Here is a 14,241-nt window from a genome sequence, read left to right on the forward strand (position 1 = left end):
CAATTCAAAAATGATGCACTATTAGTTTTTGGTAAGGTAAATATGGTTATACCAAACTAGTTAACGAGCGTGTGGCAAACGAAGCTCGTGTCAATACAATGGAGACGGAGGAAACCTTCAATGAAAATGATTAAGCAACTTACGGTGGCTTTATCTGTAGCAGCTGCACTCGCAGTTACTGCACTACCTGCATCAGCAGCTGACAAGACTAAATTACGCATCCAGACTCACTTCTCACCAGAAACACTCTCCGGCCAAATGGCTAAAGAATACATCGACGATGTTCAGGCAATGTCGAATGGTGAAATTGAAATTGAAATGTTCTACTCATCTTCAGTGGTTAAGTCAGTCGAGACTTTTGATGCTGCAGTGAATGGTATCCTTGATTGTGATATGACTGGTGGTGCTTACCAGACTGGTAAAAACCCTGCGTTCCAGTTCGCCGGTGACTTGATGGGAGGCTACTCAAATCCTTACCAGCAAATGGCGTGGATGTTACACGGTGACGGTAAAGCAGCAGTAAACAAGCTTTACAATAAGTACAAAATGGAGTTCGTAGGCTGGTGGATTCCGGGTCCTGAGTCATTGGCATCAACCAAGCCAATCAGAACTGCGGCAGACTTTAAAGACTGGAAATTCCGCTCACCTCCGGGACTAGCGACTAAAGTATTCGCTAACTTAGGTGCATCGCCAATCGTGATGGATTTCAACGAAATCTTTACCGCGCTAGAAACAGGCATCATCGATGGTGCAGATGCGGCTAATCTGACTAATAACGTTGGTTTAGGTCTGTACGACATCGCTAAGCACACTAACTTCCCTGGCTTCCACTCAATGCCTGCAGATCACTTGGCTTGTAACAAGAAAGTTTGGGATAAAATGCCAAAGCATCACCAGCGCATCCTGAGTGTTGCCCTTGAAGCACTAGCGCTACGTAATGCGACTGTGAATGAAGTATCAAACGCACAAACTGCAAAAGACCTTCGCGCTAAAGGCGTGAACTTGTACGAGTGGACGCCGGAAGATATGGCTAAATTCCGTGATGCGGTTAAGAAAGGTTGGACTGAGTTTGCAACAACACCAGAAGCAAAAGAGCTACTACAAGCTCACATCGACTTCTTGGTTAAGACAGGTGCAATGAAGTAAAGCGCGCGAGTTGTTAGCACTTTATGATCGGTGGAGCGGGCGTACCGTTCTGCCGATTTTTGTTTAACGTCGTTTAACAAGTAAAGCAAACCACCCAAATGAAAATCACCAAGGTCACCAGTCACGTACTTCAATATGACCTCCCTGAATTACTGGGTTATTCCCAACAGTACTACAGTAAACGTAGTGCGCATTTGGTCGAAGTGACGACTGATGGGGGGATTACTGGTTGGGGTGAGTGTTTTGGGCCGGGAAATATTGCGATCGCCAATCAGGCAATCGTAGAGAAAGTGATTCAGCCGCTGGTATTGGGAATGAATCCGCTGGATCGGGATGTGATCTGGCATAAAGTTTACAACCTGCTGCGTGACCACGGACAAAAAGGCATGCCAATGCAGTCTTTGTCCGGTGTTGATATAGCGCTGTGGGATATTGCAGGCAAGGTAGCTGGCTTGCCGCTGTATCAAATGATTGGTGGTACACACCGTGATTCCGTTGCTGTTTATGGCTACGGTATGATGCTCAAGCCAGAGCCTGTCAATGAATTAGCCGCGAAATTTACTGAGGAAGCGGCAAAGATTAAGGATATGGGATTTGCAGCTACCAAGATGAAGGTAGGACATGGCCCAAAAGCGGATATTCAGTTAGCCACCGCAGTGCGCAAAGGCGTGGGTGATGACTACCCTTTTATGGTTGATGCGAATCACTGCTACACCACCAGCGATGCATTCAATGTGGGCCGCGCGTTAGAAGAACTGGATGCATACTGGCTTGAAGAGCCAATTGCACCGGAAGATCGTAATGGCTATCGCGAACTACGGGCAGGGCTAAAGATTAATATCTCCGGGGGCGAAGCGGAATTCAACCGCTGGGGGTGGCGAGAATTACTGGAATGTCGCGGACTGGATATTGCACAACCTGAGGTATGTGCATTAGGGGGAATCTCCGAGTATTTACGGGTTTTAGCCCTTTGCCATGCGCATTTCACACCAGTCGTTAATCATGTCTGGGGTTCTGCAATCGCCGTGAGTACGAATCTGCATTTACTGGCAGCGATGCCACCATTACCCGGAGGGTTACACCCTTGGGAACCAATGCTGGAGTTTGACACCACGGACAATAAGTTCCGTGACGAATTACTGGAAACACCGCTGAATATTCAGCAGCAAGTGGCGAATAATGCGGGCAGGGTAGCAATACCGCATGGCCCGGGGCTCGGCGTCGTGCCGGACAGAGATTTTATAGCACGTTACAAAATTAGCTAAAACACTCTAACACTGAAGAGGAAACCGCATGGTAGAGCATGAACGGAGAGGTTGGTTAGATGAGATTACCTGGCGAATAAGTCGCGTTGCGATGATTATGGTTGCCATCATCGTCATCATAATGATGTATGAAGTATTCATGCGTTATGTGTTGGAAAAGCCGACCATTTGGGTAAATGAAATGAGTCTGTGGATGGGCGGTTGGGTGTATCTCTCCGCGGGTCTCTACGCCATGCAGCAGCGCAGTCACATACGCATCACTATTCTCTACGATATCGTACCGCAGTGGTTACGAAAGGTGTTTGAGCTGTTGTCAACGCTATTTATTGTGCTGTTTACCGCGGCAACCGTTTGGGGTGGTTTCAATGAATCGCAGGATGCACTGATCAACTGGGAGCGATTTGGTACCGCTTGGGATCCACCGATTCCGGCGGTAACTCAACCGTTAATTCTGGTGGTGTTGGTACTGATTACGATTCAGGCGGTATCCAACCTGATTATGGACTGGGATAAGTTAGGGCATGGCATCGAAATGGATGATGAAATGAAGGCCGAAGTCGAAGAAATGAAGCGTGCCCAAGGCATTAGCGACGAAGATATCGCTCTGGGGGGCAAATAATGGATATCGGTACTATTTCACTGATTTTGCTGGCAGGGATGATCTTTCTGCTGGCGATTGGGATGCCTCTGGGCTTTGCCTCTGGTTTCCTTGCGGTTGTGGTACTCGTGCTGCGTTTTGGCCCGGATATATTATTCAGAGAGTTTGGTGAAGGCCCGCTAAACATCCTGTCACAGCGAATGTACGGCTTAACCACCGACTATGTACTCATATCCGTCCCCTTGTTCATCTTTATGGCGACCTTGCTGGAGCGCTCTGGCATTGCCCGGGATATGTACAGCTCAATGTCGGTCTGGCTGAGTCGCACACGAGGTGGTATAGCAATCGTCACCTCTTTGATGGCGGTAGTGATGGCGGCGATGTCGGGCATTATCGGTGGTGAAGTGGTACTGCTGGGTCTCATCGCACTACCGCAAATGTTACGACTGGGCTATGACCAGAATCTGGCGATTGGAACCATTTGTGCCTCTGGCTCCTTAGGAACGATGATTCCACCGTCAATCGTTTTGATTATGTACGGATTGATTACTGAAACATCGATCAATGCTTTGTTTAAGGGTGCGTTTATTCCGGGCTTTATTCTGGCCTCGTTCTACATTATTTACATTATCATTCGTACCAAAATTAATCCTAGTCTGGCACCGTTGCCTGAGCCATCTGAGGATGATCTTACCGGTAATCAAAAGCTTATTTACGGAACGTCGCTACTTGCCATGATTGGCGCGACTATTCTGTCAGTGACTATTCTACGCACGTTTTACCTGAGCTATTTCGGCATGATTGATGAGAGCCGTACCGGCCTGAGCATGACGCAGATATATGTGCGTGGAGCAATCGTATTGGCTCTGCTGGGATATCTGCTGTTTTACATTCGCCCGTCACGCGCTAAGGAAGCGTGGAATGTGGGTAAAGGCTTAGTGGTGCCAATGGGGATTGTTGGCGTAGTACTTGGTTCCATTTATGGTGGAATCACCGGTATTACTGAAGCGGCTGGAATGGGAACCGTGGCAGTGCTTGTCGTGATCATCGCTCGTGGTGAGTTTAATCTAAGGTTGGTTAAAGAAGCCTTGATGCGTACCTTCAAATCAACCGGAACCATCCTTTGGGTAACCTTTGGTGCGACCGCGTTGGCCGGAGCATACACCATCGCAGGTGGCCCGACTTACGTTGCGAATATGATTCTGGGTTATGACCTGCCGACACTCGGTGTGTTGATGGTGATGATGCTGATTTTCCTGTTCCTGGGTGCGTTTATGGACTGGGTGGGCATCGTGCTGTTAGTCATGCCGGTATTCCTGCCAATCGTATTAAAACTGCCTTTGGATGAGATTGGTGTATTTGGCCCATTTGTAGATGCGCCGTCATTTGTTGGGGTGTGGTTCGGAATACTGTTCTGCGTGAATATGCAGGTGAGTTTCTTGTCACCACCGTTTGGGCCTGCCGCATTCTACCTGAAATCTGTGGCACCGCCGCATATCAGCTTGCCAGACATCTTCCGTGGATTCCTGCCGTTTATTGCGATTCAGTTATTAGTACTGATGCTGATTTTGTTCTTCCCGGAGCTGACGATGATCTTTAGGTAGGCGTCTGTATGCCACAGATTGAATGGATCGCCGTGGATTGGGGAACTACCCATCTGCGTGCCTATGCAATGTCTGCGGATCATCAGGTATTGGCCGACGCACAGTCTACTGATGGCATGGGAAGCTTAGCTCCTGATGAGTTCGAGTCAGCGCTACTACAGTTGATTTCACCATGGTTACCCGAGCTGGGGGATATACCTGTCTTGGCATGTGGTATGGTCGGGGCACGCCAGGGGTGGCAAGAAGCTGACTATCTGAATGTGCCAACAGAACCGGTTGTTCCGTCCAATTTGACCAGAGTCAGCAGCTTGGATGCCCGAATTCAGGTGTCTATCTTGCCCGGCCTGTGTCAGACACATGAAGCGGATGTCATGCGCGGTGAAGAGGTACAAATCGCAGGCTTGCTCGCTACGCAAGGTGCTGAATTTTCGAGTGTTTGTTTACCTGGTACACATAGTAAATGGGTGCGATTAGCGCAAGGACAAGTGATTCGCTTTTCCACGTTTATGACCGGAGAAATGTTTGCTTTATTATCGGAGCAGTCGATTCTGCGGCATGGTGTTAACTCCAATGAGTGGGATGACACAGCATTTTTATCTGCTGTTGAGCAAGCCGTTGCTGCACCAGAACAGTGGCTGAGTGGTTTGTTTCGAATCCGCGCGAAAGGTTTACTGGAACAGATGCCCGCCAATACTGCCCGTGCGCATCTGTCCGGCTTGCTGATTGGTGCTGAGTTGGCTGCTACCCAGAGCTACTGGCAGGGACAGCGAATTGCATTAATTGGTGAGGATAATCTAATTGAGCATTATGCCGCCGCACTACAGCAGCTAGGTATCGACAGTGAGTCGTTTTCTCCCAAGACCATGACGTTGGCAGGCTTATCCGATGTTTATCAGGCGCTGACTAAGACGAGGAACTCACATGTCACGTAAATTGATCGCTATCTTAAGAGGAATTACACCGGATGAAGCCGAAGCCGTTGCTGCGGTGCTATTAGAGGAAGGTTTTGATTGGATAGAGGTGCCGTTGAATTCACCGGAGGCGTTTCTATCTATTGAGCGAATTGCCAGATCGGTGGGAGATGTCGCGCATATTGGCGCAGGTACCGTTACCGACGTCGATAATGTGGGACGTGTTCAAAGTGCTGGGGGTACGTATATCGTTTCCCCCAACTACGATGCTGATGTGATTATGCGCACCAAGGCATTGGGTATGGGGTCATATCCCGGTGTGTTTAGCCCAACAGAATGTTTTGCCGCCCTAAAAGCGGGAGCGGATGCGTTAAAGCTTTTTCCTGCTTCGATGATCGGAACCTCGGGGGTCAAAGCCATTAGCGCAGTATTGCCAGCATCTACTGATTTATATGCTGTGGGTGGCGTTAGCGCTGAAAACCTGAGTAAATGGCGAGACAGTGGTATTGACGGTTATGGGATTGGGACAGCCTTGTATCAACCGGATAAATCGCTTGATGATATTAGGATATCAGCCAGGCAGTTTGTAAAAGCTTACGACGCATAACCCAGAATTAGGAGGCGGTCAGATGATGCGAATAGTGGTGATGGGCGCAGGCTTAATTGGCAGTCGTCATGTGAAAACAATTAGAGCTAATCCGCGCTGTGAATTAGTCGGGGTTATTGATCCAAATAGTGAGTGTCATACTGATCCGGATGTCACTTATTTTACGGATATTGAACAAGTAACAGAGCCAGTTGATGGTGTAATTATCGCGACACCAACCGGACTGCACGCTCAAAATGGCATGGAGGCCGCGCAAAGAGGGTGGCACTTATTAATTGAAAAGCCAGTGACTTCTTTAGCAGAAGAAGCTGATCAGTTAATCAAAGTGGTAGAACAGAGCGATGTTAAGTGTTTGGTGGGTCATCATCGACGTTATCACCCATCGGTTACTAAATTAAAGCAATTGGTGAATGACGGGACACTTGGTATGCCCGTAAACTCCACGCTGATTTGGGCGATGCGCAAACCCGATAGTTACTTTGAGGGTAATTGGCGGCAGTCTGACGGCAGTCCGGTCATGATTAATCTGATTCATGATATTGACCTGATGCGTTATGTACTGGGCGATATTGTCGAGGTGACGGGCTTTGGTTCGACGCATGTGCGGCAAACTCAGCGGATTGAAAGTGGCGCGGCCATTATCCGGTTTGCTTCTGGCGTTTGCGGCACGATTAGTTTTGCGGATACTGCTGCCAGCCCTTGGGGGTTTGAAGCAGGTACCGGGGAGAATCCTAATATCGCCACCACACAGCAAGATATGTGGTGGATTACCGGTACAAAAGGAGGCCTTGCGTTTCCATCGCTAACGCTTTGGCAGGGCGCAGAGGACTGGTCACAAGCGCCATTCCAGGAACAGGTCGAGGTGATGAGTCTCTCGCCGCTGGATGCTCAACTCGATCATTTTATAGATGTTATACAGGGTAAGGCACAGCCATTGATTAGCATCAAAGATGCACAGGAGAGTTTACGTATTACCCGCGAGCTAGAAGATTTATTGTTTAGTAGAATTTAATGTATATCTGATAAGGAACACGACATGTCACAAGCAAAAATAGGTTTCATCGGTTTAGGTTTGATGGGCGCTGCAATGGTAGGTCGCTTGCAGGACAAGGGGTATGCACTCACTGTGCTGGCGAATCGTTCGCGTGAAGCAGTTGATGCGGCCGTTGCCAGAGGTGCGGTTGAAGTAAAAACAGCGCGTGAAGTGGCAGAAAACAGTGACATCGTTATGCTGTGCATGGGCACGAGTGAGCAGGTAGAGTCACGTATGCGTGGCGATGACGGTGTAATCGCAGGGTTACAGTCAGGCGCAGTTGTCATCGATTTTGGTACCTCACTACCAGAAAGTACCCGCACATTAGGCGCTGAAGTTGCTGCAGCCGGTGGTGAATATTTAGATGGACCACTGGGCCGTACACCACAGCATGCGGTGGATGGTTTACTGAATATTATGGCGTCGGGTGATAAAGCAGCCTTCGATAAAATTGAGCCGGTGTTACAAGACTTAGGTGAAAATGTATTCCACCTTGGTGCATTGGGTTCAGGTCACACTATCAAGCTGCTCAATAACTTCTTCGCGATGACAACCGCCAATGCTATGTCTGAAGTCTTTGCCATTGCTGATCTTGCAGGTGTTGAGCGTCAGTCGGTGTATAACGTGATGTCTGCGGGCCCTGGTCACTCCGTCATGATGGACTTGGTTAAAGGCTACGCCATTGATGGCGATGAAACGCAGCTGGCATTTGCGGTTAAAAATGCGGCTAAGGATATCGGCTATTACACACGCATGGTGGGTGATGCCGGGACTGAGTCTGCCATCGCTGCCGGCCCGTTGAATGCCATGAAAGATGCGATGGAAAAGGGGCATGGTGACAAAATGGTATCAGAGATGGTTGAATATTATTCGGACAGGTTTTCTGGCAAGTCATAATCAGTGACTTTCAAAAATACCACCAGCATGAGCATCGCAATGATGCTCATCGCTTATCTGCTGTTTACCATGGCGGACACAACCAATAAGTGGATGACGCTGCTGGGGTATCCGGCACTACAAATCGCGTTCACACGGTATGCGTTTCAACTGGTAATTACCTCTGCAGAAGTCAGTTATCGCGGCATAGAGCGTCGTGAAATAACCGAAAACTTCTGGCCTCTGGTTTTGCGGGGAGCGGCGCTGGCAAGTGCCACGGTTGCCAACTTCTTTGCGTTGAAATACCTGTCGCTGAGCATGTACTCCGCCATTATGTTTTCTGCGCCTATCTTTGTTAGTCTGATTGCCTGGCCCATGCTAGGTGAACGTGTCGGGCCATGGCGCTGGTTTGCGATTCTTGCCGGCTTTATTGGTGTACTCATTATCGTCAGACCTTTTCATCATAACTTTCATTGGGCTGCGATTTTCTCTCTTTATGGAGCAATTGCTTTAGCCTTCTACTCCTTACTGACTCGTAAACTGGTGCAAAAAGTACGACCTCATGTGATGCAGTTCTTTGCCGGTGCGTTTGGTGCCGTTGTATTGCTGCCATTCGCGATTTGGGTGTGGGTGCCGGTTGAGCCGGAGGTGTGGCTTATGATGTTTTGGGTGGGCTTTACCTCATGGTTTGGGCATGAGTTTTTGACGCGGGCGCACAAGCACTCCGGAGCGTCGGTACTAATGCCATATTCATATAGCTTTATTCTTTATATGACACTAGCAGGTTATTTGTTCTTTGATGAGTTACCGGATTGGTATACCGCCTTGGGTGCGGTGGTGATTATTGCGTCTGGCTTGGTGATTTGGGTGCGGGAAAAGCGCTTAAAAAGTAGTGAAGCTAATGCGTAGAAAGTCGATACTGTTTTATTCACTTTCCTGAGCTTTCTGCTCAATGAAGGCCTGCATATCTACATTATCAACGCGTTGATAAATGTCTCCAACGGAGAGTGTTATGCCTACAGATTCGAACGTTACGTCTTGGTCTAAATAATAATAAGTGACTTGCCAATTAGCGCTGCGACGCCACACCGCAATTTCTACAAAGTCCTGCTCAATCAGCACATACTCTTGTACGCTGGGAAGTTCCAAATACTCCCTATGCTTATCTGTTTTGTCCACCCGGCGGGTGCTGGCAGACAATACTTCAACAATTAGCGTTGGATTCTCGCGCACATAGTCATCTGTAGATTCATCGTCTTCGCAAACCACCATCAGGTCGGGGTAGCGATACTTGTCCTCGGCAGTTTTTAGCAGCATATCACCCGTGACTGGCTCGCAAGGTTGATCCTGCATTTGATTCCAAAGCAATGATGAAAGATTGCGTACGATACGGTTGTGATTGAGTGCAGCGCCCGCCATTGCGTACACTTTCCCCTGTACGTATTCATGCTTTACCTCACTATTACGTTCGCCCGTTAAATAATCAGTGGGGTCGATATAGCTAAGTTGGTTTGCTAGTGGTGGCATGGCGCTTCCTCATTACAGCGTTCACTAGTAATACTATCACTATTTACTGATCAAGGGGTAAAACAGATCATTGTTGTACGTATTGTATGCGACTACAATGCTAAAACCATCTGTCAGCTCAGGAATCGCATGAAAAATCAGGACAAATACAAAAAACACAGTGACCTTGTTTGGGATATTGCCAACTTGTTACGTGGTCCCTACCGTCCGCCGCAATACCGTAAAGTGATGATTCCCATGGTTGTGTTACGTCGATTGGATTGCGTACTGGAAAGCAGCAAAGCCGACGTGCTCACCATGCACCAGCAGTACACAGACAAAGGCATGGATACGGATATGATTGAGCGATCGATTATCCATAATTCCGGGCTGCCTTTTCATAACATTAGCCAATTCACTTTTGCTAATTTGTTGGATGACCCTGACAAGCTTGCGGCCAACCTAAAAGCGTTTATTAACGGTTTTTCCTCACGAGCACGCGGCATTCTTGAGAAGTTTAAATTCGACGATGAAATAGACCGTTTGGATGAGGCCAATCGTCTATTCGAAGTGGTGAAAGAATTCCAGTCAGTAGACTTCCATCCTGATCGTATTCCCAATACGGCAATGGGTTACATCTTCGAGGACTTAGTTCGGCGGTTTAACGAACAAGCCAATGAAGAAGCAGGAGATCACTTCACGCCGCGCGAAGTCGTTAAGCTGATGGTCAAACTACTGTTTACCGGTGAAGAGCACATTTACACCAAAGGCAAGGTCATCAAAATCTATGATCCTGCCTGCGGTACAGGTGGAATACTCTCTGAGTCCGAACACGCGATTAAAGAAGAAAACGACAAAGCCAATATCGAGTTATTCGGTCAGGAGTATAACCCTGAGTCGTATGCGATTTGTGGTTCTGACCTAATGATTAAAGGTGAGGAGGTTACCAATATCGTTTTTGGTAATACGCTGGGCACGGGCAGAGTCAAAGACGGTTTTACCGATGGCGATGGTCATCCTGATGAGCAGTTTCACTATATGGCGGCTAACCCACCGTTTGGTGTGGAGTGGAAGCCCGAAAAAGACTTTGTAAACACTGAGCATAAGGAGTTTGGCTTTAGTGGGCGTTTTGGTCCCGGCTTGCCGCGAATCAATGATGGAGCCTTATTGTTCCTGCTACACATGATCTCAAAAATGGAGCGTCCACCGGCGAGTTATACACTACCAGAACCGGGCGGTGTGGACGGTGGGCGAGGCTCACGTATCGCTGTTATTTTTAACGGCTCACCCTTGTTTACGGGTGATGCTGGCGGTGGAGAGAGTAATATTCGTCGTTGGATTATCGAAAACGACATGCTGGAGGCAGTCATTGGCTTGCCCGACCAGTTGTTTTATAACACCGGCATTTACACCTATATCTGGATTGTAACTAATCGCAAAGCGCCTAAACGTCAAGGCAAAGTGCAGCTAATCAACGCCGCGGATTATGCGTGGAAAATGAAAAAGAGCTTGGGTGATAAACGTAAAAAGCTCGGAGAAGGAAACGATGGCGAACCCAATCACATTGAAGCAATCACTCAACTCTATGCCGCCTTTAAAGATAATGAGCAGCGCACGTTAAACAGTATCGGTACGAATGTCGATAGCCCTAAAGATAAACGACGCGATCCTGATCAAACCATTTTTGTTTCGAAGGTTTTTAATAATCAGGACTTTGGTTACCTGAAAACCGTGGTTGAACGTCCGCTACGTTTGAACTTCACCATTAACGATGCGCGAATTAAGCGCTTTAGTGAATCGGCTTATTTCACGGGGTTGGCTATCTCCAAAAAACGCAAAAACCTAGCGCTGGCTATTGTTGAAGAAGCTACTGGTGAGGAGCTGCAAGCATCCATTCTGCATGTACTAAAAAGTCTGAAGCCGAAGTTTGCAGGTGGAGAGCTGATCAAAGATCGTGAAGCATTCGAAAAAATACTGAAAGCTGCATTTAAAAAGGCCGAGATCAAATTTGATGCACCACTGAAAAAAGCACTGCTGGTCAATCAGTCACTGGGAGAAAAAGACCCAACCGCATTACCGTGTCTGGATACTAAGGGCAACCCTGAGCCTGATGCAGACTTACGCGATACTGAGAACGTCCCGTTTCCCGGTGGTTTGCTGTCTAATGGCAAGCGCGACACCGACAATGCCCCGATTGACTTGCCTTTGCCATTGGACTACGAAAATAAAGAAAACAAAGGCAAAATTGATAAAAGTGAGTTGCTGGAACTAGTGCAGGCGCATTGTGACGCGTATTTGGTGAAAGAGGTGCTGCCGTATCGGGATGATGCATGGATTGATCATAGCAAAACTAAAGTGGGTTATGAGGTTCCGTTTAATCGCCACTTTTATCAATATCAACCGCCACGTGAGTTAGCCGTTATTGAAGCTGAAATTAAGGGATTGGAAGCTGAGGTTTTGGAGATGCTTGGGGAGGTGGTTTGATGGCTATGAGTCCATACCCTAGCTATATTGAAACTGATATCGAGTGGTTTCAAAAAATACCTGAGCATTGGAGCTTGATGCGACTCAAGTGGACAAATGATGATATTAAGAATGGAGTATGGGGAGGGGAAAAAAACGGCATAGATGACCTTGTATGTATACGGGTTGCTGATTTTGACAGGTCTAAATTGTTGGTTGATGACTCTCGGTTAACCTTGCGCTCTATAGAAGAAAAGGAAAGGGCAGGTCGGCTATTGAAGAGAGGAGACTTGCTTCTAGAAAAGTCGGGTGGTGGTGAGATGCAGTTAGTTGGCGCAGTTATTCAATTTGATAAAGACTATGATGCGGTTACATCAAACTTTATTGCTCGTTTGTCAGTTGCCAGAGATTTTTTCTCTCGTTACTTAACTTACTTACATGCGTATTTATATTCTATAAACTTGACTTACAGGTCAATAAAACAATCTACAGGTATTCAAAACTTAGACTCTGGGTTTTACTTTAACGAGGTTATTGCAATACCTAGTCTTCAGGAGCAGACTAAAATTGCTAGCTTTTTGGACTTCAAAACCGCTCAACTTGACTGCCTGATCGAAAAGAAAAAAGTCCTGATTGAAAAACTCAATGAGCAACGCATTGCGGTTATTACTCAAGCAGTTACCAAAGGGCTGAAACCTGATGTACTGATGAAAAATTCGGAAATAGAGTGGCTAGGAGAAGTGCCGGAGCATTGGAACGTTCTCAAGCTAAGATTTCTAGGAGAGTGTCAAAACGGTATTAATATTGGTGCTGAGTATTTTGGACGAGGTTACCCTTTTGTTAGTTATGGTGATGTATATAACAATCGCCAACTTCCGAGAGAAGTAAAAGGGCTCGTTGAGTCTTCAGAGAACGATAGAAAGCTATTTTCTGTTAATACGGGTGACATTCTGTTCACGCGAACTTCTGAAACAATAGAAGAAATTGCTATGGCTTCAGTTTGTATGAAATCTATAGAAGATTCAGCATTTGCTGGTTTTTTGATTAGGTTTAGACCGCACCAAGATGGGTTGATTAAAGAGTTTAGTGAGTACTATTTTCAGAATGCATTACTTAGAGCTTTTTTCGTCAAGGAAATGAATTTGGTTACGAGGGCTTCTCTAAGTCAAGAGTTACTCAAAAACTTGCCAGTGTTATTACCACCTCAAAATGAGCAAAAAGCGATTGCAGATTATCTTGGGGGAGTTGTAAAAAAAATTGACGGAATGGTTACGCTCAACCAGCAAACAATTGAAAAGCTGGAAGAGTACCGCACGGCCCTAATAACAGCCGCTGTCACTGGAAAAATCGACGTTCGTAATGCCGAAATACCAGATCAGGATACAGCCTAATGGATAGTGATAACACGCCCAATAAGCTGAGCCTCCAAGGCCAGACCACCGAGTTTCTGCTTTACTCTGCGCCAGGCGGTGGTGTGAAGGTTGAAGTTTTCCTAAATAACGAAACCATCTGGCTAACACAAAAGCGCATGGCGGAGTTGTTCGGCGTTGGTGTACCTGCGATTTCAAAGCATTTGAAAAATATCTTTGAGAGCGGAGAGCTACTGGAAGCAGTGGTTGTTTCCATTTTGGAAAACACCACTGCTCACGGTGCGATGGAAGGTAAAACCCAAACCAAAGCCATCAAATACTACAACCTCGATGCCGTCATTTCAGTCGGTTATCGCGTCAACTCTGTACAAGCTACTCAATTCCGTATCTGGGCGACGCAGCTGATTAAGGAATACATCATCAAGGGCTTTGCGATGGATGATGACCGAATGAAAAACGGTCGTTTCTTTGGTAAAGATTATTTCAGAGAATTACTGGAGCGAGTTCGCTCGATACGCGCTAGTGAGCGTCGTATCTACCAGCAGATCACCGATATTTTTGCAGAGTGCAGTATCGACTACGACCCCAAGTCCAAAACTACCCAGCAGTTTTATGCGCATGTGCAGGATAAATTTCATTTTGCTATCAGCGGCAAAACTTCCAGCGAATTGGTTTACAACAAAGCAGATGCTAATCAGCCGTTAATGGGGATGAGTACTTATAAAAATGCACCGAGCTATGGTCAAGAGTAGTGTCTGAGAAGAATTCTACGCCGCGTCCCGGTTTTTCTCAGTTACCTCGATTCCATCTTTAAATGGTACGCCTTCGATTACCTTTGCCAGGTAATCAAATCCTCTTAATC

13 protein-coding genes are annotated in these 14,241 nt (G+C 47.0%); 12 read left to right on the plus strand and 1 reads right to left on the minus strand.

Annotation, left to right across the window (positions count from 1 at the left end; genetic code table 11):
• The first annotated feature begins 120 nt into the window (after positions 1–120).
• From DKW60_RS13680 to DKW60_RS13720, 9 genes are all read left to right on the plus strand, one after another.
• Positions 121–1,146 (plus strand): TRAP transporter substrate-binding protein, encoded by a 1,026-nt coding sequence (locus DKW60_RS13680; protein ID WP_109838223.1) that lies wholly within the window; start codon positions 121–123, stop codon positions 1,144–1,146.
• 98 nt (positions 1,147–1,244) lie between these two features.
• Entirely contained in the window at positions 1,245–2,411 is a 1,167-nt protein-coding gene (locus DKW60_RS13685; protein WP_109838224.1) for a mandelate racemase/muconate lactonizing enzyme family protein, read from the plus strand.
• 28 nt (positions 2,412–2,439) lie between these two features.
• Positions 2,440–3,030, plus strand: coding sequence for a TRAP transporter small permease subunit (locus DKW60_RS13690; protein WP_109838225.1), 591 nt, complete (start codon positions 2,440–2,442; stop codon positions 3,028–3,030).
• Positions 3,030–4,613, plus strand: coding sequence for a TRAP transporter large permease (locus DKW60_RS13695; protein ID WP_109838226.1), 1,584 nt, complete (start codon positions 3,030–3,032; stop codon positions 4,611–4,613). The genes DKW60_RS13690 and DKW60_RS13695 overlap by 1 nt, the downstream gene beginning before the upstream one ends.
• An 8-nt stretch (positions 4,614–4,621) precedes the next feature.
• Positions 4,622–5,545 (plus strand): 2-dehydro-3-deoxygalactonokinase, encoded by a 924-nt coding sequence (locus DKW60_RS13700; protein ID WP_109838227.1) that lies wholly within the window; start codon positions 4,622–4,624, stop codon positions 5,543–5,545.
• A complete protein-coding gene (locus tag DKW60_RS13705; RefSeq protein ID WP_109838228.1) occupies positions 5,535–6,131 on the plus strand; it encodes a 2-dehydro-3-deoxy-6-phosphogalactonate aldolase in 597 nt (198 codons plus the stop codon). Before DKW60_RS13700 ends, DKW60_RS13705 begins: the two co-directional genes overlap by 11 nt.
• Positions 6,132–6,153: 22 nt before the next feature.
• Complete coding sequence (locus tag DKW60_RS13710) at positions 6,154–7,143, plus strand: Gfo/Idh/MocA family protein (RefSeq protein WP_109838229.1); 990 nt, start codon at positions 6,154–6,156, stop codon at positions 7,141–7,143.
• A 24-nt stretch (positions 7,144–7,167) separates the two neighbouring features.
• Positions 7,168–8,061 carry an NAD(P)-dependent oxidoreductase gene (locus tag DKW60_RS13715; protein WP_109838230.1) on the plus strand — a complete coding sequence of 298 codons (894 nt, stop codon included), beginning with the start codon at positions 7,168–7,170 and terminating at the stop codon, positions 8,059–8,061.
• Positions 8,062–8,064: 3 nt separating this feature from the next.
• The gene (locus DKW60_RS13720; RefSeq protein ID WP_219988760.1) at positions 8,065–8,949 is read left to right on the plus strand and encodes a DMT family transporter; all 885 of its coding nucleotides are present in this window, start codon (positions 8,065–8,067) and stop codon (positions 8,947–8,949) included.
• A gap of 15 nt (positions 8,950–8,964) precedes the next feature.
• On the opposite strand, the gene DKW60_RS13725 is transcribed toward DKW60_RS13720, so the two are convergent.
• Positions 8,965–9,567, minus strand: coding sequence for a Uma2 family endonuclease (locus DKW60_RS13725; RefSeq protein WP_109838232.1), 603 nt, complete (start codon positions 9,565–9,567; stop codon positions 8,965–8,967).
• Positions 9,568–9,696: 129 nt separating this feature from the next.
• Between DKW60_RS13725 and DKW60_RS13730 the strand changes: the two genes are divergently transcribed.
• The 3 genes from DKW60_RS13730 to rhuM are packed head-to-tail and all read left to right on the plus strand — an operon-like array spanning position 9,697 to position 14,131.
• On the plus strand, positions 9,697–12,030 hold the full coding sequence (locus DKW60_RS13730) for a type I restriction-modification system subunit M (RefSeq protein WP_109838233.1): 2,334 nt from the start codon (positions 9,697–9,699) through the stop codon (positions 12,028–12,030).
• A gap of 5 nt (positions 12,031–12,035) precedes the next feature.
• Complete coding sequence (locus DKW60_RS13735) at positions 12,036–13,400, plus strand: restriction endonuclease subunit S (RefSeq protein ID WP_219988761.1); 1,365 nt, start codon at positions 12,036–12,038, stop codon at positions 13,398–13,400.
• Positions 13,400–14,131 carry a RhuM family protein gene (rhuM, locus tag DKW60_RS13740; protein ID WP_109838235.1) on the plus strand — a complete coding sequence of 244 codons (732 nt, stop codon included), beginning with the start codon at positions 13,400–13,402 and terminating at the stop codon, positions 14,129–14,131. Before DKW60_RS13735 ends, rhuM begins: the two co-directional genes overlap by 1 nt.
• Positions 14,132–14,241 lie beyond the last annotated feature (110 nt).

It is taken from the genome of Leucothrix pacifica (genome assembly GCF_003172875.1).
In the GTDB taxonomy this organism is placed as follows: Bacteria; Pseudomonadota; Gammaproteobacteria; order Thiotrichales; family Thiotrichaceae; genus Leucothrix; species Leucothrix pacifica.